At 67.9% G+C, this 25,888-nt stretch carries 22 protein-coding genes and 1 other RNA gene; 6 read left to right on the forward strand and 17 right to left on the reverse strand.

What is annotated here, in order from left to right; translation table 11 throughout:
• Positions 1-77 precede the first annotated feature (77 nt).
• Positions 78-1,139, forward strand: a complete 1,062-nt coding sequence (locus tag BLW83_RS01640) for a GlxA family transcriptional regulator (RefSeq protein ID WP_090844928.1) — start codon at positions 78-80, stop codon at positions 1,137-1,139.
• Between the two features lie 97 nt (positions 1,140-1,236).
• Here the strand turns inward: BLW83_RS01640 and BLW83_RS01645 are convergent, their stop codons facing one another.
• The 3 genes from BLW83_RS01645 to BLW83_RS01655 all read right to left on the reverse strand — a co-directional run bounded on the left by BLW83_RS01645 (position 1,237) and on the right by BLW83_RS01655 (position 3,014).
• Positions 1,237-1,905: an adenosylcobinamide amidohydrolase gene (locus tag BLW83_RS01645; RefSeq protein WP_245728572.1), complete on the reverse strand. Its 669-nt coding sequence runs from the start codon at positions 1,903-1,905 to the stop codon at positions 1,237-1,239.
• Between the two features lie 78 nt (positions 1,906-1,983).
• Positions 1,984-2,346 carry a cell division protein ZapA gene (gene zapA, locus BLW83_RS01650; protein ID WP_090844930.1) on the reverse strand — a complete coding sequence of 121 codons (363 nt, stop codon included), beginning with the start codon at positions 2,344-2,346 and terminating at the stop codon, positions 1,984-1,986.
• Positions 2,346-3,014, reverse strand: coding sequence for a hypothetical protein (locus tag BLW83_RS01655; protein WP_177172455.1), 669 nt, complete (start codon positions 3,012-3,014; stop codon positions 2,346-2,348). Before BLW83_RS01655 ends, zapA begins: the two co-directional genes overlap by 1 nt.
• Positions 3,015-3,318: 304 nt before the next feature.
• Here BLW83_RS01655 and ileS point away from each other — a divergent pair, with 304 nt between their 5' ends.
• Both ileS and rpmG read left to right on the forward strand, forming a co-directional pair.
• Positions 3,319-6,243, forward strand: coding sequence for an isoleucine--tRNA ligase (gene ileS, locus BLW83_RS01660; RefSeq protein ID WP_090844932.1), 2,925 nt, complete (start codon positions 3,319-3,321; stop codon positions 6,241-6,243).
• Between the two features lie 194 nt (positions 6,244-6,437).
• Positions 6,438-6,605, forward strand: coding sequence for a 50S ribosomal protein L33 (rpmG, locus tag BLW83_RS01665; RefSeq protein ID WP_011750518.1), 168 nt, complete (start codon positions 6,438-6,440; stop codon positions 6,603-6,605).
• A 191-nt stretch (positions 6,606-6,796) separates the two neighbouring features.
• On the opposite strand, the gene BLW83_RS01670 is transcribed toward rpmG, so the two are convergent.
• The 3 genes from BLW83_RS01670 to BLW83_RS01680 all read right to left on the reverse strand — a co-directional run bounded on the left by BLW83_RS01670 (position 6,797) and on the right by BLW83_RS01680 (position 10,862).
• The gene (locus BLW83_RS01670) at positions 6,797-7,393 is read right to left on the reverse strand and encodes an inner membrane-spanning protein YciB (RefSeq protein WP_090844934.1); all 597 of its coding nucleotides are present in this window, start codon (positions 7,391-7,393) and stop codon (positions 6,797-6,799) included.
• A 19-nt stretch (positions 7,394-7,412) separates the two neighbouring features.
• Positions 7,413-9,809 (reverse strand): ATP-dependent helicase, encoded by a 2,397-nt coding sequence (locus tag BLW83_RS01675; RefSeq protein ID WP_090844936.1) that lies wholly within the window; start codon positions 9,807-9,809, stop codon positions 7,413-7,415.
• A gap of 75 nt (positions 9,810-9,884) precedes the next feature.
• Positions 9,885-10,862: a TerC/Alx family metal homeostasis membrane protein gene (locus tag BLW83_RS01680; protein WP_245728573.1), complete on the reverse strand. Its 978-nt coding sequence runs from the start codon at positions 10,860-10,862 to the stop codon at positions 9,885-9,887.
• Positions 10,863-11,011: 149 nt separating this feature from the next.
• Here BLW83_RS01680 and BLW83_RS01685 point away from each other — a divergent pair, with 149 nt between their 5' ends.
• On the forward strand, positions 11,012-12,178 hold the full coding sequence (locus BLW83_RS01685) for an aminotransferase class I/II-fold pyridoxal phosphate-dependent enzyme (protein WP_090844938.1): 1,167 nt from the start codon (positions 11,012-11,014) through the stop codon (positions 12,176-12,178).
• A gap of 6 nt (positions 12,179-12,184) precedes the next feature.
• Positions 12,185-13,228: a GTP cyclohydrolase FolE2 gene (gene folE2, locus BLW83_RS01690; RefSeq protein WP_425433928.1), complete on the forward strand. Its 1,044-nt coding sequence runs from the start codon at positions 12,185-12,187 to the stop codon at positions 13,226-13,228.
• A gap of 48 nt (positions 13,229-13,276) precedes the next feature.
• Here the strand turns inward: folE2 and rnpB are convergent.
• An RNA gene (gene rnpB / locus BLW83_RS01695) (RNase P RNA component class A) lies at positions 13,277-13,661 on the reverse strand.
• 84 nt (positions 13,662-13,745) lie between these two features.
• Positions 13,746-14,762: a DUF1223 domain-containing protein gene (locus tag BLW83_RS01700; RefSeq protein ID WP_245728574.1), complete on the reverse strand. Its 1,017-nt coding sequence runs from the start codon at positions 14,760-14,762 to the stop codon at positions 13,746-13,748.
• 222 nt (positions 14,763-14,984) lie between these two features.
• Here BLW83_RS01700 and acnA point away from each other — a divergent pair, with 222 nt between their 5' ends.
• Positions 14,985-17,759 (forward strand): aconitate hydratase AcnA, encoded by a 2,775-nt coding sequence (gene acnA / locus BLW83_RS01705; RefSeq protein ID WP_090844944.1) that lies wholly within the window; start codon positions 14,985-14,987, stop codon positions 17,757-17,759.
• Positions 17,760-17,861: 102 nt separating this feature from the next.
• On the opposite strand, the gene ggt is transcribed toward acnA, so the two are convergent.
• From ggt to secD, 9 genes are all read right to left on the reverse strand, one after another.
• Positions 17,862-19,673, reverse strand: a complete 1,812-nt coding sequence (gene ggt, locus BLW83_RS01710) for a gamma-glutamyltransferase (RefSeq protein WP_090844946.1) — start codon at positions 19,671-19,673, stop codon at positions 17,862-17,864.
• A 211-nt stretch (positions 19,674-19,884) separates the two neighbouring features.
• A complete protein-coding gene (locus BLW83_RS01715) occupies positions 19,885-20,433 on the reverse strand; it encodes a DsbE family thiol:disulfide interchange protein (protein ID WP_090844947.1) in 549 nt (182 codons plus the stop codon).
• Positions 20,426-20,572: a heme exporter protein CcmD gene (gene ccmD, locus BLW83_RS01720; RefSeq protein WP_177172456.1), complete on the reverse strand. Its 147-nt coding sequence runs from the start codon at positions 20,570-20,572 to the stop codon at positions 20,426-20,428. The genes BLW83_RS01715 and ccmD overlap by 8 nt, the downstream gene beginning before the upstream one ends.
• Positions 20,569-21,294: a heme ABC transporter permease gene (locus tag BLW83_RS01725; protein WP_090844951.1), complete on the reverse strand. Its 726-nt coding sequence runs from the start codon at positions 21,292-21,294 to the stop codon at positions 20,569-20,571. The genes ccmD and BLW83_RS01725 overlap by 4 nt, the downstream gene beginning before the upstream one ends.
• A 41-nt stretch (positions 21,295-21,335) precedes the next feature.
• A complete protein-coding gene (gene ccmB / locus BLW83_RS01730; protein WP_073066634.1) occupies positions 21,336-21,992 on the reverse strand; it encodes a heme exporter protein CcmB in 657 nt (218 codons plus the stop codon).
• A 193-nt stretch (positions 21,993-22,185) separates the two neighbouring features.
• Positions 22,186-22,824 carry a heme ABC exporter ATP-binding protein CcmA gene (gene ccmA, locus BLW83_RS01735; protein WP_090844953.1) on the reverse strand — a complete coding sequence of 213 codons (639 nt, stop codon included), beginning with the start codon at positions 22,822-22,824 and terminating at the stop codon, positions 22,186-22,188.
• Positions 22,825-22,842: 18 nt separating this feature from the next.
• Positions 22,843-23,199 carry an Mth938-like domain-containing protein gene (locus tag BLW83_RS01740; RefSeq protein WP_090844955.1) on the reverse strand — a complete coding sequence of 119 codons (357 nt, stop codon included), beginning with the start codon at positions 23,197-23,199 and terminating at the stop codon, positions 22,843-22,845.
• Positions 23,199-24,194 carry a protein translocase subunit SecF gene (gene secF, locus BLW83_RS01745; protein WP_090844957.1) on the reverse strand — a complete coding sequence of 332 codons (996 nt, stop codon included), beginning with the start codon at positions 24,192-24,194 and terminating at the stop codon, positions 23,199-23,201. The genes BLW83_RS01740 and secF overlap by 1 nt, the downstream gene beginning before the upstream one ends.
• Positions 24,195-24,207: 13 nt before the next feature.
• Positions 24,208-25,872, reverse strand: a complete 1,665-nt coding sequence (gene secD / locus BLW83_RS01750; protein WP_090844959.1) for a protein translocase subunit SecD — start codon at positions 25,870-25,872, stop codon at positions 24,208-24,210.
• Positions 25,873-25,888 lie beyond the last annotated feature (16 nt).

The following is a 25,888-nucleotide window of genomic DNA, read 5'->3' on the forward strand; positions in this document are numbered from 1 at the left end:
GGGGTTTGCCGCAAATCTACTCTGGAGCGGCGCCGGGGAAAGGAATATATACGCCACAAGGATTGAATGATTGCGACATGACCCAAGCCGCCCACCCGCCCCGCAAACGGCTGCGCATCGGTTTCCTGCTGGCCGACCGCTTTACCCTGTCGGCCTTTGCCAATTTCGTCGATGTGCTGCGGCTGGCCGCGGACGAGGCCGACAAGTCGCGCCCGATCCTGTGCGACTGGTCGGTGCTGTCGCATGACCAGTCCCCGATCCGCTCAAGCTGCGGCATCCGCGTCCAGCCGGACACAAGGCTGCGCAACGGCGGCGGCTATGATTATCTGGTCGTCGTCGGCGGGCTGATCGGCGACTATCGCCCGATCAGCGACGAGGCGCTGGACCATATCCGCCGCGCCGCCGCCGCGGGCGTGCCGCTGATCGGCCTGTGCACCGGCGTGTTCATCCTGCAAGAGGCCGGGCTGCTGCAAGGCTATCGCTGCTGCGTCAGCTGGTTCCACCATCAGGATTTCCTTGACCGTTTCGACAGCGAGACCCCGGTCTCGGACCAGATCTTCGTGATCGACCGCGACCGGATGACCTGTTCGGGCGGGCATGGCGCGGCGCATCTGGCGGCGTTTCTGGTCCAGCGCCATATCGGCCGCTCTGCGGCGATCAAAAGCCTTAACATCATGATGATCGACGACGCGCTAAGCGCCGATCGCCCCCAGCCCGGCCAGCAGCCGGGCCCAAGGGCCAGCGATCCGCTGGTCCGCCGCGCCATCCTGCGGATGCAGCAGAACATCGAGATCCCCCGCACCGTCGACGAGCTGGCGCGGGAACTGGGCGTCGCGCGCCGCACGCTGGAACGCCGCTTTTGCGCCGATCTGAAATGCTCGCCGCGCAAGGTCTATCTGGACCTGCGCCTTGACCGCGCGCTGCTGCGGCTGCGTTCGACCGGGGACACGGTGACCTCGATCGCGCTGGCCTGCGGGTTCTGCGACGCGCCGCATCTGGTGCGCAGCCTGAAAGCCGAGCGAGGGCTGACCCCGACGGAATACCGGCAGGCGCAGGCCGGGGACGGGAGCGCGAGCGGGGGCGCGCACTATGCGGCGGGGGTGCTGCGGCCGGCGTCCGCGCCGGCGACGCTGGCCTGACCGCGCGGCGGTTTTGCAGGATCGCGCCGGTTGCGGCCAGTATCCGGGACATCATCCGGGTCATCTCCGGCTCGGCCCGGCCCGCAATGTGGCGCGATCACGCGTCGGCCGGGCAATCCGCCACATGGTCGGGCGGCACATGCCCATGCGCCGCCACCCAGTCGCGGGCGCCGGCCAGCACCGCGTCATGCACCGCACGGCCCAACGCCTCGCCCAGTTCGGTATGCAGCCCGGCATAGGCCGTGTCGCCTGCGTCGCAGGCCAGCGCGATGCAATCCGTGCCGGTGCCGGTTGCCGCCCCCGCCGGCAGCGCGATCGCGGCGGTCAGCACCGCCAGCGTGCGGGCCTGGGCGGCGATGGTCAGCGCCTCGATCATCGCGGTCTCGGACAGCCCCGCCTCGATCAGGATCGCGAGGTTGATGGTGCCGTAGCCGGACGAGGGCGCCGGCCGACGGTGGCCCACGCGCTCGGCATTGCCCAGCCCGACGGTGGCGAGGCAGCACACCGGGCCGTGGCGCCGGACCCGGTAATGGCGCAGCGCGCGCGAGGTCATCATGCAGACCGAATCCCGCTGCCAGGTCGCCTGCAACTGGCCCTCCAGCCAGCGATGCGCATCCAGTCCCGGCGGCAGATCGGCATTGCGCAGCTCGCGCATCAGGATGTGGCGCGCGGTGCGAAAGCCGGGATTATGCGGCGCAAAGGACAGCACCCGACGCGGGCGGCCCAGATCGGCGACCAGCCACGGAGGCGTGAGGCTCAGCTGCAACGAAACCCGCCGGTCAAGCAGATTGATGCCATGTCACCATGCACTTGCGGGACGAAGCTCATGCGACCTCAAACCCGCTCATCCCTCAAGCGCTTCTTCGGCGCGGTCGGCAAGGGCCTCGGCGCGGGCGGCGATTTCGGCCATGGCCTCGGCGATGCCCGAGGGGATCACCGGCACCTCGATGCGCGGCGGGTTGGCCTTGATGCGCGCCAGCTCGCGCTCGGCGGCGGCGGCGCGGTCCTCGGTCGCGGACATGCGGTCAGCCAGCATCAGCCCGGCCAGCAGCAGCAGCCGCGGCTCGGGCATCCGGCCGGCCTGATCAAGGATCGCCCGCGCCTCGGTATCCAGCGCGGCGGCGGCGCGGCGCAGCAGCCGTTCCTCGCCCTCTTGGCAGGCCAGCTGATATGCCTTGTGGCCGATGTTGAATTCGACGGTGGGCATCAGCGTGGCTCCTGTGGGGGGGATTCGTCGGGGTCATCGGGGGCGTCTTCGGGCAGCGGATCCTCGTCATGGGCGATTCCTGGCGGCAGGACCGCATCGGCGGCGCGGTCCTCGGGCAATTCATCCTGCGCGCCAAGGTGCAGCCCGGCGGGAGGCAGCGCCGAGGGCGGCAGCCCGGCGGGATCCGCGGCCACCGGCGCCGGCGCGACCGCCAGCATCCGGTCCAGAGCGTCCAGAATTTCACCCATATGGGCGATTTCCGCGGCACGGGCGGCGCGCAGGGCCGAAAGCTCTGCCTCGAGCGCCTCAAGCGTGGCGGCGGCGCCGTCCTGCCCCCAGCCCTCGGGCACGCCCGCCGCCGTGATCAGGCGGCGGTTGGCGGCGGAAAGCGCGTCATTGGCGGCGGCAAGCTGCGCGGCCTCGGCGCCGCTGTCGGTCAGCCGCTGATGCGCCTGCGCCAGTTGCGCGCGCATCGCCTCTAGCGTCGCGGCCTGCCGGTCGTGCAGCGCGGCGATGTCGGGCGCGACCGCGGCGGGCGCCGGGGCCGCGCCGGCATCCGGCCCGGCTGCGCCGATTTCACCAAGGCGGCGCGCGGCACGTTCAACCGCGTGGTCCATGCGATCAAGGGCGGCGATCAGACGCCGCTCGGCGGCGGAAAGGTCTTTCATCACGAAACGATCCCCATGCGTCGGCCCCAATGCGTCGGTTCCGTCATCGCAAACACCGGCCCGCGATACAAGCAGCCTGCACCGCCGACCGGCGACAGACCGCCTTTTGCACCCCCTTTTGCGCCGCCCGCCCGACCCCGCTTGTCGCCACGCCGGGCGCTACCTATAACGCGGCCCATGTGTCCAGCGGCCGGAATATTCCGAATTAGTCGCCCGGTGGCGTAGGAACGCGCCACCGGGTTCCTTGACGCCTATTGTCCCGCACGCATATGCGCCCGCCGCTTCCGACCAAGGAAAACCGCCGATGACCGCCCAGACCACCGATTCCACCGCCCCCGACTATCGCGACAGCGTGTTCCTGCCGCAGACCGATTTCCCGATGCGCGCCGGCCTGCCGCAGCGCGAACCGGAATGGCTGGCCCGCTGGGAACGGATCGGCATCTACGACCGGCTGCGCGAGCGCGCCGGCGACCGGCCGCTGTTCGTGCTGCACGACGGCCCCCCCTATGCCAACGGGCATCTGCATATCGGCCACGCGCTGAACAAGGTGCTCAAGGATTTCATCGTGCGCAGCCGGCAGATGATGGGCCATGAATCGCGCTATGTGCCGGGCTGGGACTGCCACGGGCTGCCGATCGAATGGAAGATCGAGGAACAATACCGCGCCCAGGGCCGCGACAAGGACGCCGTGGATGTGGTCGAGTTCCGGCAGGAATGCCGCCGCTTTGCCGAAGGCTGGGTGGATATCCAGCGCGAGGAATTCAAGCGGCTGGGCGTCACCGGCAAATGGGACGATCCCTATCTGACCATGGATTACCACGCCGAGGCGGTGATCGCGGCCGAGTTCATGAAGCTGCTGATGAATGGCTCGCTTTACCAGGGGTCGAAACCCGTGATGTGGTCGCCGGTCGAACAGACCGCGCTGGCCGAGGCCGAGGTCGAGTATCACGACATCACCAGCCACCAGATCTGGGTGGCGTTCCCGGTGGTCTCGCAACGCGACTTCGCGCCGCTGGACGGCTGCATGAGGACCGACCTGCTGGGCGCCTCGGTGGTGATCTGGACCACCACGCCATGGACGATCCCGCAAAACCGCGCCGTGGCCTATGGGCCGGGCATCGCCTATGGGCTGTATGACGTGACCGGCAAGGGCGCCGTGCTGCTGGCGGATGCGCTGGCCGAGCAGGTGTTTACGGCCGCGAAACTGGAACCCGACAGCTGGCGGCGGCTGCGCGATGTGGGCGCGGATGAGCTGGCCTCGCTGGTGCTGGCCCATCCCTATCGCGGGATCGAGGGCGGCGCGGGCGAATGGGACGCCGACATCCCGGTGCTGCCCGGCGATCATGTGACCGAGGACGCCGGCACCGGCTTTGTCCACACCGCCCCCAGCCACGGCGACGACGACTATCAGCTGGCGCTGAAATTCGGCCTGGTCCTGACCCATAACGTGCTGCCCGACGGCAGCTATCGCGCCGATCTGCCGGTCTTTGGGGGGCAGGCGATCCTGACCGCCGATGGCAAGGAAGGCCCCGCGAACGTCAGCAACATCAAGGCGCTGGCCGGGCAAGGTGCGCTGTTTGCCAAGGGCAAGATCAAGCATTCCTATCCGCATAGCTGGCGGTCCAAGGCGCCGGTGATCTATCGCAACACGCCCCAGTGGTTCGCCGCCATCGACCGCGAGCTGAGCGACGGCATGGATGATTACGGCCAGACCATCCGCGCCCGCGCGCTGACCTCGATCGACGCGCTGGTGGAATGGACCCCGCAGACCGGGCGCAACCGCATCCATTCCATGGTGGAAAACCGCCCCGACTGGGTGCTGTCGCGCCAGCGCGCCTGGGGGGTGCCGCTGACCTGTTTCACCAAGCGCGGTGCACGGCCTGACGACGCCGATTTCCTGCTGCGCAGCCACGAGGTGAACACCCGCATCCTCGAATCTTTCCAGGAGCATGGCGCAGATGCCTGGTATCGCGACGGTTTCAAGGAACGGGTGCTGGACGGCATCGTCGATCCCGCCGATTACGACCAGGTGACCGATGTGCTGGATGTGTGGTTCGATTCCGGCTCGACCCACGCCTTTGTGCTGCGCGACCGTGCCGACGGCACCCCCGACGGGCTGGCCGATTTGTATCTGGAGGGCACCGACCAGCATCGCGGCTGGTTCCAGTCCTCGCTGCTGCAAGCCTGCGCGACGCGGGGCCGCGCGCCCTATCGGGGCGTGCTGACCCACGGCTTTACGCTGGACGAAAAGGGCATGAAAATGTCCAAGTCGCTGGGCAACACCACCGCCCCGCAAGAGGTCATCGACCAGTATGGCGCCGATATCCTGCGGCTGTGGGTGGCGCAGTCGGACTATACCGCCGACCTGCGCATCGGGAAGGAGATCCTGAAAGGCACCGCCGACGCCTATCGCCGGCTGCGCAACACCATGCGCTTCATGCTGGGGGCGCTGGACGGGTTCTCGGACGCGGAACGGATCGACCCCGCCGAGATGCCGGAACTGGAACGCTGGGTGCTGCACCGGCTGGCCGAGCTGGATCAGCGCGTGCGCGAGGGTTACGCCGCCTATGATTTCCAGGGGGTGTTCCGGGCGCTGTTCGATTTCGCCACCGGCGACCTGTCGGCACTGTGGTTCGACATCCGCAAGGACTCGCTTTACTGCGACGCGCCCGCCAGCACGCGGCGGCGGGCGGTGCGCACGGTCATGGACCTGCTGTTTCACCGGCTGACCCTGTGGCTGGCGCCGATGCTGCCCTTTACCTGCGAAGATGTGTGGCTGTCGCGCCTCCCGTCCGAGGATGACAGCGTGCATCTGCATGATTTCCCGGCAACGCCGGCCGAATGGCTGGACCCGGCGCTGGCGGCGAAATGGGACGCCCTGCGCCGCGCCCGCCGGGCGGTGACCGCGGCGCTGGAACTCAAGCGGGCCGACAAGACCATCGGCGCCAGCCTTGAGGCCGCGCCGGTGGTCCATGTCGAGGACGCGGGGCTGCTGGCGGCGCTACGCTCGGTCGATTTTGCGGATGTCTGCATCACCAGCGCCATTCAGCTGAGCGCCGACCCCGCCCCGCCCGAGGCATTCCGCCTGCCCGAGGTGCCGGGCATCGGCGTGGTCTTTGCGCAAGCCCCCGGGCAGAAATGCCAGCGCTGCTGGAAGATCCTGCCCGACGTGGGCAGCCACGCGCATGAGGCCAGCTGCGCCCGCTGCGACGCGGTGCTGGCGGGCTGAAGCGGCGTCTGGGCCGGGGCGCGCGGCCTGCGCGCGCCCTGCCCCGGCGCGACCGCAAAAACCCCGCGAAAACCGGGGGGATTGCGGCAGAATCCGGTTGACTCGGCCGGGCATGTGCTTAAAAGGCAGGCTTCACAGGATTTCACGGGGTTCTCGGACGGCCAAAGGCCCGCCCCGAAGCAGGAGCAGGACCAATGGCGAAGCCGACGACGATCAAGATCCGGCTGAACTCGACCGCGGGCACCGGGCATTTCTATGTCACCAAGAAAAACGCCCGGACCATGACCGAAAAGATGACGGTCAACAAATACGACCCCGTTGTGCGCAAGCACGTCGAATACAAGGAAGGCAAGATCAAGTAAGATCGCGCCGTTCCGCAAGGATCAGGACCGCGCCCGGCAGCTCGCCGTGGCGCGGTTTTCTTTTTGAAAAGGGGGGCTTTGCCCCCCGGCGCGTGGCGCCACTGCCGTGGCCTTGCTCGCTGAAAACAGTCCACCGGACTGTTTTCCGGGCGCTTGCAAGCCCCCAGGATATTTCTGGACAGAAGATGCCCTTAGCCGGCGTCGGAGTTGGAATCCTCGGTCGTGTGGCGGGCGAACAGCGGCGCGTTGGCGGCGAAGAAGCCCAGGGTCAGCAGGATCAGCCCCACGGTCTTGAACAGCACCCAGGTGGTGTCGGACTGGGTGCGCCAGATCGTCTCGTTCAGGGCGGCGAGGCCGAGGCAGAACCAAATCAGCCGCGTGGTCAGGATGCGCCAGCCCTCGGGCGACAGGGGCAGCGCCTCGCCCATGGCGGCGGCCAGCCAGTTGCGGCGCAGCGCCACCCCGGTCGCCAGCAGCGCCGCGAAGATCAGGTAGATCAGCGTCGGCTTCATCTTGATGAAGCGGGGGTCGTTCAGCCAGATGGTCAGCCCGCCGAACACCACCACCACCGCCAGCGTCACCAGCTGCATCACCGACAGCGTGCCCGTGCGCGCCCAAAGGATCCAGTTCGCCGCCACCGTCAGCGGCACGAACACCAGCGTGGCAAGGATCAGCCCGGGGTAGTCCTGCCCCCACAGCGTGACGGTCTCATTACGGTAAAGCACGAACACGGCGAGGAACACGACCAGCGGCCCATAATCGAGCAGCGTCTTGAGCTTGGGGGACATGGGCGGTTTCCTTGCTGGTTCAGAACGGCACGTCGTCGGGCGTCACGTCCGGGGCGGCGGTGGCGGCGGGCTGGACATAGTTCGCCTTGACGGTCTTGAAACCGGCGGGGAACTGGATCGTCAAGGTATCCTCGGCGATGCCCATGATGCTGCCGGTGCCGAATTTCTGGTGAAACACCCGGTCGCCCACCGCGAAACGCGCCGCGGGTTCGGCGTCGATGATGATGGGGGCGCGGTGGACCGGCGCCGGGCGGGCGGCTGCGCGGTCCTGCATCCGCTTCCATCCCGGCGAGTTGTAGACATCGGCGTGCGAGGCGCGGTCGTGCATCGACGATTGCGCAAAGGGCTGCGCCGCGGCCCCAAAGCCGCCGTTGTAAAGCCCGGGGGGCGTCAGCACCTCGACATGATCCTCGGGCAGTTCGTCGATGAAGCGCGAGGGCAGCGAGGACTGCCATTGCCCATAAAGCCGCCGGTTGCCGGCAAAGCTGATCGTGGCCAGTTCCTCGGCCCGCGTCAGGCCGACATAGGCCAGCCGGCGTTCTTCCTCGAGGCCCTTCAGCCCCGATTCGTCCATGCTGCGCTGACTGGGGAACAGCCCGTCCTCCCACCCCGGCAGGAACACGATGGGGTATTCCAGCCCCTTGGCGGCGTGCAGCGTCATGATCGACACTTCCTCGGCCTGCTCGCCCTCGGGCGTGTCCATCACCAGCGCCACATGTTCCAGAAAACCCTGTAGATTGTCGAATTCTTCCAGCGCCTTGACCAGTTCCTTGAGGTTGTCCAGCCGGCCCGGCGCGTCGGGCGATTTTTCGTTCTGCCACATCTCGGTATAGCCGGTTTCGTCCAGGATCCGCTCGGCCAGATCGGTATGGCTGGCGCGGCTGTCCAGCGCATCGGCGTGGAAACGCCCCATCTGCTCGACCAGCTGCCGCAGCCCGGCCGCGCCCTTGCCGGACAGCGCCCCTGCCGCCAGCGCGGCCGCCGCCCCTTGCAGCAGCGACAGGCCGCGGTCGCGCGATTCGCGCTGGATGGTCTGCAACGCCTTGGGGCCCAGCCCCCGGCGCGGCGTGTTCACGATACGCTCGAACGCGAGGTCGTCGGTGGGGCTGACCGCCAGCCGGAAATACGCCATGGCGTCGCGGATTTCCTGGCGTTCGTAGAAACGCGGGCCGCCGATCACCCGATAGGGCAGGCCGATGGTCATGAAACGATCCTCGAACGCCCGCATCTGGTGGCTGGCGCGCACGAGGATCGCGATGTCGTTGAGGCTGCGCTGGCCGATAGAGTGGCGGTGGCCGCCGTGGAACGCCTCGATTTCCTCGCCGATCCAGCGGGCCTCGGCCTCGCTGTCCCAATGGCCGATCAGGCGGATTTTTTCGCCCTCTTCGGCCTCGGTCCAAAGCTCTTTCCCAAGCCTTCCCTTGTTGGCCGCGATCAACCCCGAGGCGGCGGCAAGGATATGCGGGGTTGAGCGATAGTTCTGTTCCAGCCGGATCACCTGCGCACCGGGGAAATCCCCCTCGAACCGCAGGATGTTGCCGACCTCGGCCCCGCGCCAGCCATAGATCGACTGATCGTCGTCGCCCACGCAGCAGATATTGCGGTGCCCCTGCGCCAGCAGCCGCAGCCACAGATATTGCGCGACGTTGGTGTCCTGATATTCGTCGACGAGGATATAGCGGAAACGCTCCTGCCACTGCGCCAGCACGTCCGGATGCGCCTGGAATATCATCACGCAATGCAACAGCAGGTCGCCGAAATCGACGGCGTTCAGTTCCAGCAGGCGGCGCTGATAGGCGGCGTATAGCGCGACGCCGCGACCGTCATAGGCGTGGCTTTCGCCCGCCGGCACGCGCGCAGGCGTCATGGCGCGGTTTTTCCAGCCGTCGATCAGCCCGGCAAGCTGCCGCGCGGGCCAGCGCTTTTCGTCGATGTTTTCGGCAGAGATCAGCTGTTTCAGCAGCCGGATCTGGTCGTCGGTGTCCAGAATCGTAAAGCCGGGCTTGAGATGCAGCGTGCCGTCGCCCACCAGCTCGGCATGGCGGCGCAGGATCTTGACGCTGATCGAATGAAAGGTGCCCAGCCACGGCATCCCCTCGACCGTTTCGCCCAGCAGCCGGGCCACGCGGTCCTTCATCTCGCGCGCGGCCTTGTTGGTGAAGGTGACGGCGAGGATGCGGCCGGGCGTGGCGCGGCCCTGCATCAGCAGATGCGCGATGCGGGTGGTCAGGGCGCGGGTCTTGCCGGTGCCGGCGCCCGCCAGCAGCAGCACCGGCCCGTCCAGCGTTTCCACCGCCAGCCGCTGCGCCGGGTTCAGCCCGTCCAGATAGGGCGAGGGCCGCGGCGCCATGGCCCGCTGCGACAGCGAGGGGCGGGAGGCGGCCTCAAAGGCGTCGTGATCGTCGAACTGGCTCATGCCCCGCAACATAGAGAAGCCGCGGGCCGCTGCAAAGCCCGCGTTCCTATTCCGTTCGCTTTTTGCACGGTTCGGTTACTGCCGGGCGGGGGCTTGGCGGGCCAGCGACAGCGCCACGCCCACAGCGAGGATGGCGAATGTCACCCCAAGCGACAGCGCGGCGGGGATTTTCTCGATCCCCAGCGCCTCGGCCACGACCACCTTGCCGCCGATAAAGATCAGCAGCACCGCCAGCGCCGGCTTGAGCGCCCAGAACCGATGCAGCACCGCGGCCAGCGCGAAATACAGCGCCCGCAGGCCAAGGATGGCAAAGATGTTCGAGGTATAGACCAGATAGGGGTCGGTGGTGATCGCAAAGATCGCCGGCACCGAATCGACCGCGAACACCACGTCGGCGAACTCGATCGCCACCAGCGCCAGGAACAGCGGCGTCACGAACAGCCGCAGCCGCCCCGAATCGTCGGGCTGGCGCACCACAAAGCGATGGCCGACGAAATCATCCGTCACCCGCAGGTTGCGCCGCAGCCAGCGCAGCATCCGCCCGCCCGTGGCGCCCGTCGCGCCGGGGGCATGGTCGCCCCCGCCCAGCAGCATCCGCGCCCCGGTCACGATCAGGAACGCCGCAAAGACCAGCAGCACCCAGTCGTAGCGCTGCACCAGCGCCGCGCCGAAACCGATCATCACCGCACGCAGCACGATCACCCCCAGGATGCCCCAGAACAGCACCCGGTGTTGCAGATGCCGCGGCACCGCAAAGGCGCCAAAGATCGTGGCGATGACAAAGATATTGTCCATGGCCAGCGATTTCTCGACCACGAAGCCGGTCCAGTATTCGACGGCCGCGCCCGCCCCCATCTGCGCCCAGACAAAGCCGCCGAACCCCAGCCCGATGGCGATGTAGAATGCCGACAGCAGCAGCGACCTGCGCACGCCGATTTCCTGCCGGCCGCGGTTCAGCACGCCCAGATCCAACGCGAGCAGCACCAGCACCAGCGTCAGGAAAACCGCCCACATCCACAGGGGCTGGCCAAGAAACAGGAAAGAAAGCTCCACGGTGATCTCCGACGGATGTTGCGTGATGCGACCGACATCACGATCCGCACAGATCGCCAGAGGGGCCCGGTCGGTTGACCATCTAGGGCGTTGGTCGCAGCCGTCAAGGAGCGATTGCGCTTTATTTGCGACAGGCGTATGCGACGAACATGCCAGATCGTCCGCTTCACCCCCGCACCCGCGCCGTCCACCACGGCATCCGCCGCAGCCAATACGGCGAAATGGCCGAGGCGCTGTTCCTGACCCAGGGCTTTGCCTATGACAGCGCCGAACAGGCCGAGGCAAGGTTCCAGCACAGCGGCCCGGACGAATTCATCTATGCCCGCTACGGCAACCCCACCAGCCGTATGTTCGAGGACCGGATGGCCAGCCTCGAAGGGACCGAGGACGCGTTTGCGACTGCCTCCGGCATGGCGGCGGTCAACGGGGCGCTGATGGCGGTGGCCGCACCCGGCAAGCGGATCGTCGCGGCGCGGCAGCTGTTCGGGTCGTGCCTCTATGTGCTGGACCTGCTCAAGAAATTCGGGGTCGAGGTGGTGCTGGTGGACGGCACCGACCTTGACCAGTGGCGGGATGCGGTGACGCCGGGGACGGCGGCGGTTTTCCTTGAAACCGTGTCGAATCCCACGCTTGAGGTGATGGATATCGCCGCAATCGCCGAGATCGCCCACGCGGCCGGCGCGCTGGTCGTCGCCGACAACGTCTTTGCCACGCCGGTGTTCAGCCGCGCGGTGGAACTGGGCGCCGATGTGGTGGTCTATTCCACCACCAAGCATGTGGACGGCGGCGGGCGCGCGCTTGGCGGCGTGATCTGCGGCAGCCGCGATTTCGTGCGCGGCATGGCGGAACCCTATCTCAAGCACACCGGCGGCGCGATCTCGCCCTTCAACGCCTGGATCATGCTGAACGGGCTGACCACCATGGATCTGCGGGTCCGCGCCATGGCCGATGCCGCGCTGGCGGTGGCCGGCGCCTTGCAGGACGCGGGGCTGCGGGTGATCTATCCGGGGCTGCCCGAGCATCCCCAGCACGCGCTGGCGATGCGGCAGATCGGCTCGGGCGGGACCATGATCGCGCTGGATCTGGGCACGAAACAGGCGGCCTTTGCGATGCTGGACCGGCTGCGGCTGGTGTCGATCTCGAACAATCTGGGCGATGCCAAGTCCATCGTCACCCACCCCGCCACCACCACCCACCAGCGCCTGCCCGAGGCCGAGCGCCTGACGATGGGCATCGGCCCCGGGCTGGTCCGCCTGTCGGTGGGGCTGGAACATCCCGACGACCTGATCGCCGATCTGCTGGGCGCGCTGGCGTAAGCCGCGATCCGGCGGATCAAATGTGCAAGGCTCTGGCCTTTTGCGGCCCGAGCCCCATATTCGGCCTGCGTTCCTGAAAGACCTGCCATGACCGAACACCGGCCGCCCCCTGCTATCCCTCCCGCGCTCAGCCGCGAATACCCGGGTGATTTCCGGGTGGACGAGGCTTACCGCGCCACCCTGCCCGACCTGCAAAATGGCCCGGCCAGCCTGATCGTCGGCGCCCGCAAGGCGATCCAGCATGTGGGGATTTCCAATTTCCGCCTGCCGATCCGCTATCGCCGCAAAGAGGGCGGCGAGATCATGCTGGAAACCAGCGTGACCGGCACCGTCAGCCTGGAGGCCGACCGCAAGGGCATCAACATGAGCAGGATCATGCGGTCCTTTTACGCCCATGCCGAGAAACAGTTTTCGCTGGGGGTGCTGGCGGCGGCGGTCAGCGACTACAAGGACCATCTGGACAGTTTCGACGCGCGGCTGCAAATGCGGCTGTCCTATCCGATCAAGGTCGGCTCGCTGCGGTCAGGGCTTGAGGGCTGGCAGTATTACGACATCGCGATGGAGCTGATCGACCAGGGCGGGCAGCGGCTGCGGGTGATGCATTTCGACTATGTGTATTCCTCGACCTGCCCCTGTTCGCTGGAGCTGGCCGAACATGCCCGCACGGCAAGGGCGCAGCTGGCGACGCCGCATTCGCAACGCTCGGTCGCGCGGATTTCAGCGGTGATGCAGGGCGACGACAAGCTGTGGTTCGAGGACATGGTGGCGCTGTGCCGCCGCGCCGTCGCCACCGAGACGCAGGTGATGGTCAAGCGCGAGGACGAGCAGGCGTTCGCGGAACTGAACGCCGCCAACCCGATCTTTGTCGAGGACGCGGTGCGCGCCTTTGCCCACGAGTTGGAAACCGACCCCCGCATCGGCGATTTCCGCGTCATCGCCAGCCATCAGGAATCGCTGCATTCGCATGATGCCGTCAGCCTGCTGACCGAGGGGCCGACATTCGCGCAGGCCAGCCTTGATCCGAATATTTTTGCCGGGCTGCGGGTCTGACCTGACCTCAACCATTGCATCAGATATCTGGTTCAAGCTGTTGAAAACACGCGCGGATGGCCTGTAAGCCGGGTTCTGTCCGGGGGCTTGCGCCCCGTGGATGACCATTCCTCTGGCCCCGCCGTTGCCGACGGGATCTAGCTGCCAACCCGGATCTGCTGGGGCGCAGGCGGCCCTGCGGGGTTGCCCCCGCGCGCGATCCCTATTCGGCATTGCTCCTGGTGGGGCTTGCCTTGCCGGTCCGGTTGCCCGTCCCGCGGTGGGCTTTTACCCCACCGTTTCACCCTTGCCCCGCACAAGGCGGGGCGGTCTGTTCTCTGTGGCGCTTTCCCTGGGGTTGCCCCCGCCGGGCGTTACCCGGCACCATGCCTGCATGGAGCCCGGACTTTCCTCGACCGGCGCAAGCGCCGCCCGCGGTCATCCGGCCATCCGCGCGTGCGGGTGATATGCGCAGCCCCGCGCGCCGGGTCAAGATGCTGCGCATCACGGATATGCGGCCGCGCGCCGGCACGCGGGATCAGTCCAGCCGCACCGCCGCCAGAATCGGCCCCGGCCGCCCCGCCCCCAGCGCCTGCTGGACCAGCAGCGCGTGGCTGGTGTCGTCGGGAAAGCGGTCGTCGGCATCGACGCCGGCGCGGATGGTCAGGCGCAGCGGCGCGCGGGCGGGCCAGTGGGTCAGCACCTCGGCCCCGACCACCACGTTGCGGTATTCCAGCCGCATCCCGCGGTTTTCCCCGGCCCCGACCTGCACGCTGCGCCGGGGCAGAAAGCGGATCAGCGTCACCTCGACCCCGCCCGGAATCGCGGCGCGGGGGGTCAGCTGGATCACATGGGCCGCGCCCTCTTCAGTTGCGGTCAGCATCACGGCCGAGGGGCGGGCCGCGTGATCCTCGATCACCGCTTGCAGCGCGGCGCGGCCCAGACCCAGCAGCGTGTCGTGGCCGTCGACGATGATCTGCGGAGTGTAGACGCCGCGTTCGCCGGCAACGGCGGCATAGCCCTCTTGCCTTGCGGTGTGGGCGGGGCTGGCAAAGCCGTCGGTCCAGCCCAGATAATCCCAGTAATCGACATGCCAGGTCAGGGCCAGCACCCCCGGCGCATCGGCCAGCCCCGCGATCAGCCGGTCGGCGGGCGGGCAGGACGAACACCCCTGCGCGGTGAACAATTCGACCACCACCGGCGGCCCGCCCAGCATCCTCTTGCGCGCCCCTGTCGGCGGGGCGGCGGCCAGGGGCCCTGTCCCGGCGCCCGTCGGCGCCAGCGAGAATCCGCCCACAGGCGCGGCCTTGGCGGCACCCGAGGGCGCCTCGATCACCCCGATACCGGCGGAAAGATCGGCCCCGGCTTCTGCCCAGCCCCCGGCCTCGGCCCCGACCTCGGGACCGGGCGCGTCCATCCCCGCCTCGGCGGTCGCCGTTTCCGTCTGCGCCATGGCGGCGGGCGCGGCGGTCAGCGCCAGGGCCAGCCCAAGCGCCTGCGCCAATCCCGAAAGCCGCCGCGGCATGTTTCGCGGAACCCGATGAAGAACTGCCATTGTCATTGCCTTGGGATTAGGTCAGCCAGGGCCGATCCGCCAAATCAACGCTTCGTTAGCGGGTCTGCGCGCGAGTTGAGACTTGCAACCCCCTGCGTATTTGTATACCGTGGCATACAACTCGCCACCACCCCTTTGCTCACCCCGCGCTTGCACCAGGGGGGTGAGTCGGGGCAATCGGGGCGTTGCCAGCCACCTTGTTCACATGAGGACGCACAGCCCATGCCGATCGTCACCGGAACCGACACCGCCAAGACCCGCCGCGACCTGACCGTCGCCGGGCAGAAAGTCTCGTATTACTCGATTCCCGCCGCCACCGAGGCGGGTCTGGGCGATTTTTCCCGCCTGCCCGCCGCGCTCAAGGTCGTGCTGGAAAACATGCTGCGCTATGAGGACGGCGGCTTTACCGTCAGCGTCGACGACATCAAGGCGTTCGCCGACTGGGCGCAGAACGGCGGCAAGTCCGACCGCGAAATCGCCTATCGCCCCGCCCGCGTGCTGATGCAGGATTTCACCGGTGTGCCGGCGGTGGTGGACCTTGCCGCGATGCGCGACGGCATCAAGGCGCTTGGCGGCGATGCGCAGAAAATCAACCCGCTGAACCCGGTCGATCTGGTCATCGACCACTCGGTCATGGTCGATGAATTCGGCAACCCCCGCGCCTTTCAGCGCAACGTCGATCTGGAATACGCCCGCAACATGGAACGCTATCAGTTCCTGAAATGGGGTCAGGGCGCGTTCAACAACTTTCGCGTGGTGCCGCCGGGCACCGGCATCTGCCACCAGGTCAACCTTGAATATCTGGCGCAGACCGTCTGGACCGACACCGACCAGACCGGCGCCACCGTCGCCTATCCCGACACGCTGGTCGGCACCGACAGCCACACCACCATGGTGAACGGGCTTGCGGTGCTGGGCTGGGGCGTCGGCGGGATCGAGGCCGAGGCCGCGATGCTTGGCCAGCCGATTTCCATGCTGATCCCCGAAGTCGTGGGCTTCAAGGTCACCGGGGCGCTGCGCGAGGGCGTGACCGCCACCGACCTGGTGCTGAAAGTCGTCAAGATGCTGCGCGACCACAAGGTCGTCGGCAAGTTCGTGGAATTCTACGGCCCCGGGCTGGACAACATGCCGCTGGCCGACCGCGCCACCATCGCCAACATGGCCCCCGAATACGGCGCCACCTGCGGGTTTTTCCCGGTCGATGCGGAAACCCTGCGCTATCTGCGCCAGACCGGCCGCGACGAGGACCGCATCGCGCTGGTCGAGGCTTACGCCAAGGAAAACGGGTTCTGGCGCGACGAGAATTACGACCCGATCTATACCTCGACCCTGCAACTGGACCTGGGCGACGTGGTGCCAGCGATTTCCGGCCCCAAGCGCCCGCAGGATCACGTGGCGCTGGACGAAGCCGCGCAGACCTTTGGCGAATATATCGACGGTATCCGGGTGGCGCCTTCGGCCCCCGCCGGGCAGAAATCCGAGATGACCGAGGAAGGCGGCGCCCCCGCCCCCGCCCATATCCCGGGCGGCAACCGCAAGCGCGGCCTGACCTGCACGCTCAACGGTGAAACCTTTCAGCTGTGCGACGGCTCGGTGGTGATCGCGGCGATCACGTCCTGCACCAACACCTCGAACCCCTATGTGCTGATGGCCGCCGGGCTGGTGGCGAAAAAAGCGCATGAGCTGGGGCTGACCCGCAAGCCCTGGGTCAAGACCTCGCTGGCGCCCGGTTCGCAGGTGGTGGCCGAATATCTGGAAGCCGCCGGGCTGCAACAGCATCTGGACGCGCTGGGGTTCAACCTGGTGGGCTTTGGCTGCACCACCTGCATCGGCAACTCGGGGCCGCTCGAGCCCGAGATTTCCAAGGCGATCAACGACCACGATCTGGTGGCGGTATCGGTGCTGTCGGGCAACCGCAACTTCGAGGGGCGGATTTCCCCCGACGTGCGCGCCAACTATCTGGCCAGCCCGCCGCTGGTCGTGGCCTATGCCATCGCCGGTGACATGAACATCGACATCACCCGCGAGCCGCTGGGCAAGTCCAGGGACGGGCAGGACGTCTATCTGAAAGACATCTGGCCCAGCAGCGCGGAAATCGCCGAGCTGGTCGACACCATCGTCACCCGCGAGATGTTCATCGAGAAATACGCGGACGTGTTCAAGGGCGACGAGCGCTGGCAGGGGGTCGAGGTCACCGACAGCGAAACCTATGACTGGCCGCCGGAATCGACCTATATCCAGAACCCGCCCTATTTCCAGGGCATGAGCCGCGAGCCGGGGGTGATCTCGGACATCTCGGGCGCGCGCGTGCTGGCGGTGCTGGGCGACATGATCACCACCGACCACATCTCGCCCGCCGGGTCGTTCAAGCCGACCACCCCGGCCGGGAAATACCTGACCGAGCGTCAGGTCGCGCCCAAGGACTTCAACAGCTACGGCTCGCGCCGCGGCAACCACGAAGTGATGATGCGCGGCACCTTTGCCAATATCCGCATCCGCAACGAGATGCTGGACGGGGTCGAGGGCGGCTATACCAAGGGCCCCGACGGGCAAGAGACCTCGATCTACGATGCCGCCATGGAATATCAGGCGCAGGGCGTGCCGCTGATCGTGGTGGGCGGGGTGGAATACGGCGCCGGCTCCAGCCGCGACTGGGCTGCCAAGGGCACCAACCTGCTGGGCGTCAAGGCGGTGATCGCCGAAAGCTTCGAGCGCATCCACCGCTCAAACCTGGTCGGCATGGGCGTGGTCCCGTTCGAGTTCACCGGCGGCGACAACCGCAAGACGCTGGGGCTGACCGGGGCCGAGGTGATCTCGATCACCGGGCTGGCGGGGGATTTCAAGCCGCTGTCGCTGGTGCCGGCGGTGATCCGCTATGCCGACGGTTCGGAAAAGACCGTGCAGTTGAAAGCCCGCGTCGATACCGAGGTCGAGATCGAGTATCTCAAGAATGGCGGCGTGCTGCATTACGTGCTGCGCAACCTCGCCAAGGGCTAAGCCTGACGGCAGCGCAAAAGCAAACCCCGGCCGCTGCGGCCGGGGTTTTTCGTTGCGGGTTCGTGGTGTGGCCGGGCGGCTCAGCCGCCGATGGCGCGGGTCTCAGCCGCCGATGGCGATGCCTTCGCGCCGCGGATCGGCGCCGCCCTGCAAGCCCTCGGGCGCAATGACGATGGATTGCAGCCCCGAGGTCTGGGCGCTGTCCTCGTCCAGCTCGAACCCCAGCGCGGCCAGTTCCGCGGCCAGTTCGGGGGCGCGGCCCGGCTCGACCTCCATCTTGCCGAACCGGTTGAGGATATTGGGTGCCGCCACCGCCTGCTGCGGGTCCATGCCCCAGTCAAGCTGCGCGATGATCGTGCGGGCGACATAGCCGATGATCCGGCTGCCGCCCGGGGAACCCACCACCATCGCGGGCTTGCCGTCCTTCATCACGATGGTCGGGGCCATCGAGGACCGCGGCCGCTTGCCCGGCGCCAGCGCATTGGCAATCGCCGCGCCCGCGTCGTCATGGGTGCGGAAGGAAAAATCCGTCAGCTCGTTGTTCAGCAGAAAGCCATTGGTCATCAGCCGCGCGCCGAAACCGTTTTCGATGGTGGTGGTCATCGACAGCGCGTTGCCGTGGCTGTCCACGATCGAGATATGCGTGGTCGAGGGCAGTTCCAGCGATTCGTCCTGTCCCCACAGCGCGGCGTGGGTCCAGCCCGGCGCGCCGGCGGTCACCTCGGGCAGGCTGTCGTCGCCGGCCAGCAGCTCGGCCCGCTTGGCCAGATAGGCCGGATCGACCAGCCCCGCAGTCGGCACCGGCACATGATCGGGGTCGGCCATGTAGCGCTCGCGGTCGGCAAAGGCCAGCCGCGAGGCATCGCCGATCAGCCGCCAGCTTTCCGGGCTTTCCGCCCCCAGCGCGGCCAGGTCATAGCCGCCCAGCATCCCCAGGATCTGCCCCACCGTCAGCGCGCCCGAGGACGGCGGCCCCATCCCGCAGATGTCATGCGCGCGGTATTCGACGCAGACCGCCGGGCGCTCGATCACCCGATAGGCGGCCAGATCGGCGGTCGAGAGCAGCCCGGGATTATCCGTCGCGCCCCGCACCGTGGCGGCGATGCCCTCGGCAATGGGGCCGCGATAGAACCCGTCCGCGCCCTGTCGGGCCATCACCCGCAACGTGTCGGCATAGCCATGGTTGGTCAGGATCTCGCCCGCCCGGACCGGCTGCCCGCCCGGAAAGAAATAGTCGCGGGTGGCGGGGTCGCCCTGCAACGCCTCGCCCTCGCCCGCGACCAGCTCGGCCAGACGCGGAGAGACCGGGAACCCCAGCTCGGCCAGCCGGATCGGGTCGTCGAACAGCCCGGCCCAGTTCATCCGCCCCCAGCGGCGATGCGCCTCTTGCAGCAGCGCCGGGGTGCCGGGTGTGCCGACCGAGCGGCCGCCGACGACGGCCTCCATGAACTTCATCGGCTGGCCGTCGGGGCCAAGAAACAGCGTCGGCGTGGCGTCGCGGGGCGCGGTTTCGCGCCCGTCCAGCGTGGTCAGCGCGCCCGTCGCCGCGTCATACCAGACAAGGAACGCGCCGCCGCCAAGACCCGAGCTTTGCGGCTCGACCAGCCCCAGCACCGCCTGCACCGCGATCATTGCATCGGCGGCGCTGCCGCCCTGTTCCAGCACCCGCGCGCCCGCATCGGCCGCCAGCGGATGCGCGGCGGCGACCATCCAGTCCTTGCCGGTCACGGCGCGGCCCTCGGCCTTGGTGGCCAGCGCGGCCTGCGCCGCCTCGCTCAGCGGACCAAAGGCGGCAGCCGGCGCTGCGGGCGCGGTCTCGGCCTCGGGCGCGACGGCGTCGGCCGCCTGCTGGGCCGCGGCCATCTGCACGCTGCCCAGCAGCAGCGCCAGCAAGGTCATTCCGTATCTGGTCATGGCTTTCCCCTCCTCCTGCAACTCGTGCAGGCAGAGTGGCCCGCACCACCCTATCGTTCAACGGGAAATGTCGGACGGGGGCTGTCTGCCCCCGCGAGGCCTTCGGCCTCTTCCCCCGAGGATATTTCAAAACCGCCCGAAAAGCCTGTGCTTCGGGCGGTTCATAAATATCCTGGGGGAGTCCCGAAGGGGCGGGGGCAAAGCCCCCATCTTACCGACCCGCGGCCAGCGCCTTGTCCAGTTCGGGGCGGAAGCGGTTGGTATAGTCCTCGCGCACCAGCGGGCCGGCGTGGCGGTGCAACACGCGGCCTTCGTTGTCGAGGATGAAGGTTTCCGGCGGCGCGGTCACGCCCCATTCGATCGCAGTGCGCCCCGACGGGTCGGTCCCCAGCTTTGCATAGGGATCGCCGTGCTCGGACAGAAACCGCAGCGCCGCGGGTTCCGGATCCTTGAGGTCGATGCCGACCACGGTCACGCCGTCTTCGGCGGCAAGGGCGGTCAGCGTGGGGTGTTCTGCCCGGCAGGGCGGGCACCAGCTTGCCCAGAAATTGACCAGCACCACCCCGTTGCCGCGCAAATCGGCATCGGTCAGCTGGGTCTTGCCGGGCAGCGTGGTCCCCGACACCGGCGGCGCCTGTTGCCCGATCAGGGTCGAGGGCAGCGCATTCGGATCATCGCGCCCCATGCCCCACATGAACATCGCCGCCAGCCCGGCAAAGATCAGCGGCGGAATCACGGCAAGCGGGGAAATCCTAGCCACGGCGCTCGACCTCCTCCAGTGCGCGGCGGGCGCGGGCGCCGGCGGCCAGCGTCTGCACGATCAGCCCGACAATCAGCGCCGCGGAAATCCCCCAGGCGGTCAGCACCGGCACGGCATAGCGGCCCAGCTCAACCATCATGCGCGCACCTCTCGGGCCAGCAGCGCGGCGGTGCGGCGGCGGCGGATCTCGGTCCGGGTGCGCAGCAGCAGCAGCGTCAGGAACAGCAGAAAGAACCCCGCCATGCACAGATACAGCGGGTATTTATAGACCGCGCTCATCCGCTCGCCCGGGGCGATGGACAGCGAGGCGCCCTGATGCAGCCCCTGGTTCCAGAAATTCACCGCATAGCGCGACAGCAGCGCAAAGACCGAGCCGACAAGGCACAGCACCCCGGTCAGGTCGGCGGCGCTGTCGGGGTTCTCGACCGCGCCCCACAGCGCCATGTAGCCCAGATAGAACAGGAACAGAATCAGGAACGAGGTCAGCCGAGGATCCCATTCCCACCAGGTGCCCCACATCGGCTGCCCCCACACCGCGCCGGTGACCAGCGCGACCAGCGTCATCACCGCACCGATGGGGGCGGCGGCGCGGGCGGCCAGCGCGCTGACATGGTGGCGGCGGACCAGCCAGATCAACGACGCCACCAGCATCATCACCCAGATATTGATCGCCATCATCGCGGCCGGCACATGCAGGAACATGATCTTGACGGTGGCGCCCTGCTTGTAGTCCTCGGGCGTCAACCAGCCCCACAGCAGACCGGCGGGCAGGCTGACCGCGGCCGCCGCGGCAACCCACGGCAACACGGCGCCGGATGTGCGCATGAACTTGACGGGGTTGGCATATTCCCAGATCGACATGGCATTCCTCTAGCCCGGCAACAGCGCGCCGTGAAGCCCCATTACCGCAAGTTGACCCGCAGGGCACCGGCTGCGGCGAAAGGTATCGCCGCCAGCACCGCCATGGTGATCCCGGCCAGCAGCACCAGCGGCGTGGTGCCGTCGCCGCCGGCGGCACCGCGGCGCACCGCCTCGGCCCCGAAGATCAGCGTCGGCACATATAGCGGCAACACCAGCAGCGACATCAGCAGCCCGCCGCGGCGCAGCCCCACGGTCAGCGCGGCGCCGAACGCGCCCAGCATCGACAGCGCCGGCGTCCCCAGCGCCAGCGCCGCCACCAGCCACGGCTGCGCGGCGCCGGGCAGATGCAGCAGGATGCCGAACACCGGCGCGGCGGCGACCAGCGGCAGGCCGGTGGTGATCCAGTGGGCGGCGGCCTTGACCAGCACCGCGCCTTCCAGCGGCAGGGGGGCGGTGGCCAGCAGGTCAAGGCTGCCGTCCTCCCAGTCCAGGGCAAAGATGCGGTCAAGCGACAGCAGGCAGGCCAGCAGCGCCCCCACCCACAGGATGCCCGGCGCGATCAGCGCCAGCGTGCCGCCCTGCGGCCCGACGCCGAACGGCACCAGCGTGCAGACGATCAGAAAGAACGCGAGTCCCAGCCCGAATCCCCCGCCCGCCCGGGTGGCCAGCCGCAAGTCGCGCATGAGCAGGGCGATCATGCGCGACTCCTTTCAGTTGCTCTTGCAGGAATATCCCAGGGCGCGCGAAGCAAGCGCGGATCGGCAGGCGCGCAGGACATCCCACGTCCGGCTGGATGCCCCTCCAACCCTTCTTCGGGCGGTTCATAAATATCCTGCGGGGGTGCGGGGGTGCAAAACCCCCGCTGCGACGGTGACGCCGGCACGACCGCGATCATCCGAATGCCTCGTCGAAACTGGCGGGGGCGCGGCTGCGCAGGGGGGCGCCCACGGCGCGGAAGGGGCCAAGGTCCAGCACCTGCGCCTCGGGCAGGCCAAGGTCGATGTGTGTCGCCATCAGCGCCGCGCCGCCCTGCGCCAGATGCCCGCGCACTGCATCCGCGAACAGCGCGACCGAGCCCGCGTCCAGCGACACGGTCGGCTCGTCCAGCACCCAGACCCTGCGCCCGGTGACCAGCAGCCGCGCCAGCCCCAGCCGGCGTTTCTGCCCCGCAGACAGCATCGCCGCCGGACGCTGGACCAGCGCGCCCAGATCCATCGCCTGAATCGCGGCGGCAATGGGGGGGCCGCCGAACACCAGTCGCCAGAATTCAAGGTTCTCGGCCACGGTCAGCGCGGCCTTGAGCCCGTCGGCATGGGCGGCATAGGCAATAGCGTCGGGGTCGGCCTCGACCTGACCGGCGGCGGGGGGTTGCAGCCCGGCGACGGTGCGCAAAAGCGTGGTCTTGCCGATGCCGTTCGGGCCGCGCAGGATCAGCGCCTGCCCGGCGGAAAGCGTGAAATCCACCCCCTCGACCGCGCGGCGCCCGCCGCGCGAGACGGCAAGCCCCCGGACGCTGAGCAGCGGCTCCATCACGCCCGCCCGCCCCGCCTAGACCGGGATCAGCGCGCAGGCCACGCGCCGCCCCTCGGCCAGGGTCAGGTTGTAGCAGCGCGCGGCGGTGGGGCTGGTCATCGGCTCGACCCCCAGCCCGGCGTCCTCAAGCACCTGCACCAGCGCGCGCGGCGGGTGCGAGATCTGCGCACCCAGCCCCAGAAACAGCACATCCACCTGCCCGGCCAGCGCCAGCAGCGCGGCGGCGTCGTCCAGCCCGCCCCAGTCCTGCGGACCCGAGGCGGTGACGATCAGCGCCGAGCGATGGACCTGACCGCCGACCCGAAAGAACCCCGGCCCATAGCCGTCGACCGGGGTCGCGCCGCCATAGTCGGTGTCCTGCATCTCGGCCATCAGGGTGCGTCCCGGAAAGGCGAGCCCGCCAGCTCGTCCAGTTCCTTTTTCTCGCCGCGCACCGGCTTGTCCCAGTCGCGGCGCACGCCCAGCGACAGCACGATGTTCTTGGCCAGATAGACGGTGGAATAGATCCCCACGCCGACCCCCCAGAACATCGCAAAGACAAAGCCGCGGATCACGTCGCCGCCCCAGATCAGCATCGCCCCCAGCGCCAGCGCCGTGGTGACGCCGGTCATCACCGTGCGCGACAGGGTTTCGTTGACGGTCAGGTTCATCACCTCGATCAGGGGCATGGATTTGAACTTGACCAGGTTTTCCCGCAGCCGGTCGAACACCACCACCGTGTCGTTGACCGAATAGCCCAGGATGGTCAGCAACGCCGCGATGGTGGACAGGTCAAAGCGGATCTGGAACGCCGCAAAGATGCCCACCGTCAGCAGCACATCGTGGATCAGCGCCACCACCGCGCCGACCGCGAACTGCCATTCGAAACGCATCCAGATATACAGCAGGATGCCAAGCGCCGCCGCCCCCACCGCGTAAAAGGCGGTCTTGATCAGCTCGCCCGAGACCTTTGGCCCGACCGATTCGACCGAGGCGAACATCACCTGCGGGTCGATCTGTTTCAGCGCGGCCTCGATCCGGTTCAGTTCCTCGGGGGTGACCGATCCGGTCTCGCCCTCGGTGCCGATGCGGATCTGGGCGACGTGGCGGTCGGGGCCGAAGGTCGGGTCAAACACCTCGGTGATCGACAGGTCGGACAGGTTCAGCCCGCTCAGCGCCTCGCGATAGTCCGAGACCTCGAAGGCGTTCGAGCTTTCGGTGCGGATCGTGGTGCCGCCCTTGAAGTCGATGCCAAAGTTCAGCCCCATCGTCACGATCAGGATGACCGAGACGATCATCCCCACGATGGACACGCCGTTGGTCAGCCAGCGCCAGCGGAAAAAATCGATGCTGGTTTCGTCGGGGACGAGTTTCAGACGGAATGCCATGTCGTTCGTCCCCTTACAGAACCAGCGTCTTGGGTTTGCGCCATTCCAGCCAGATGACGATCATCAGCCGGGTGAAATAGATCGCCGTAAAGACCGAGGTGACCAGCCCGATGGTCAGCGTCACCGCAAAGCCCTTGACCGGCCCCGACCCCAGAAAGAACATCACCAGCGCCGCGATGAATGTGGTCAGGTTGGCGTCGATGATCGCGCTCATCGCCTCGCCGAAGCCGTCGTTGATCGACTTGACCACGGATTTGCCGCTGCGCAGTTCCTCGCGGATGCGTTCATAGATGATGACGTTGGCATCGACCGCGGTGCCCACGGTCAGCACGATGCCGGCGATGCCGGGCAGGGTCAGCGTTGCCCCGATCGCCCCCATCACCGACAGAATCAGGATCACGTTGGTAATCACCGCGACCGAGGCGAACACCCCGAACAGCCCGTAGCTGGCGATCATGTAGCCGACGACCAGCACCGTGGCGATCATCGCCGACTTGCGGCCGGCGTCGATGGAATCCTGCCCCAGCTCGGGGCCGATGGTGCGTTCCTCAAGGAATGTCATCTCGGCCGGCAGGGCGCCGGCGCGCAGCAACACCGCCAGCTGGTTCGATTCCGTGACATCCATCGCGCCCGAGATCTGCCCCGAGCCGGTGGTGATCGCCTGCCGGATCACCGGGGCCGAGATCACCTGGTTGTCCAGCACGATGGCAAAGGGCTGCCCGACATTGGCCGAGGTATAGGCCCCGAACCGCCGCGCCCCCTGCGGGCCGAACCGGAAATCGACCGAGGGCGCGCCGTTCTGGTCGAACCCCGGGCGGGCGTCGGTCAGATCCTCGCCGGTGACCACCGGGGCCTCGGCCAGCGTGTAATACACCCCCGGCTCGTCCAGCGAGGGCACGATGATATTGCCCAGCCCCGGCGCGGCGTCGGGGTCCGAGCCGCGCCCGATCACCGGGTTGAAGGTCAGTTTCGCAGTGGTGCCGATCAGCGCCTTGAGTTCCTCGGCCGAGCCGATGCCCGGCACCTGGATCAGGATGCGGTCCTTGCCCTGCCGCTGGATGGTGGGTTCGCGGGTGCCGACCTCATCCACGCGGCGGCGCACGATTTCCAGCGACTGCTGGATGGTGCGGTCGTCGGTCGCGGCCTTTTCGGCGGCCGACAGCTGCACGATCAGCGTGTTGCCCCGCGCGGTGATGTCAAGGGTGGACCCCCCTGCCCCGGTCAGCGAGGCCACCGGCGCCGCCAGCTTGCGCGCGATTTCCACCGCGCGGGCCATCTGGTCGGGGTTGCCGATCTCGACCAGCAGCTGGTCGGCCGGGCCCTTGACCCGGCGCACCGGGCCGATCACGTCGCGGCTTTGGGCCAGATCGTCGCGCAGTTCCGGCCACAGCGCCGTCATGCGCGAGGCATAGACCTCGGCGGTGTTGACCTCGCCCAGCAGATGCGCGCCGCCGCGCAGGTCCAGCCCCAGCGCCACCAGCGACGAGGGCAGCCAGCCCGGCCATTGTGCGCGGGCTGCGGCCTGTTCGGGGCTTTCGAACCCGGCGCGTTCGGCCGCGACCACCGCGTCGTTATGGGTCTCGACCCGCTGATAGAACAGGTTGGGCATCGCATAAAGCAGCCCCAGCAGAATCACCCCGAGGATGGCGATGCGTTTCCAGGCAGAGATCTGAACCATGCGCGCGGCCGCCTGC

This window comes from Paracoccus alkenifer, assembly GCF_900108405.1.
GTDB lineage: Bacteria > Pseudomonadota > Alphaproteobacteria > Rhodobacterales > Rhodobacteraceae > Paracoccus > Paracoccus alkenifer.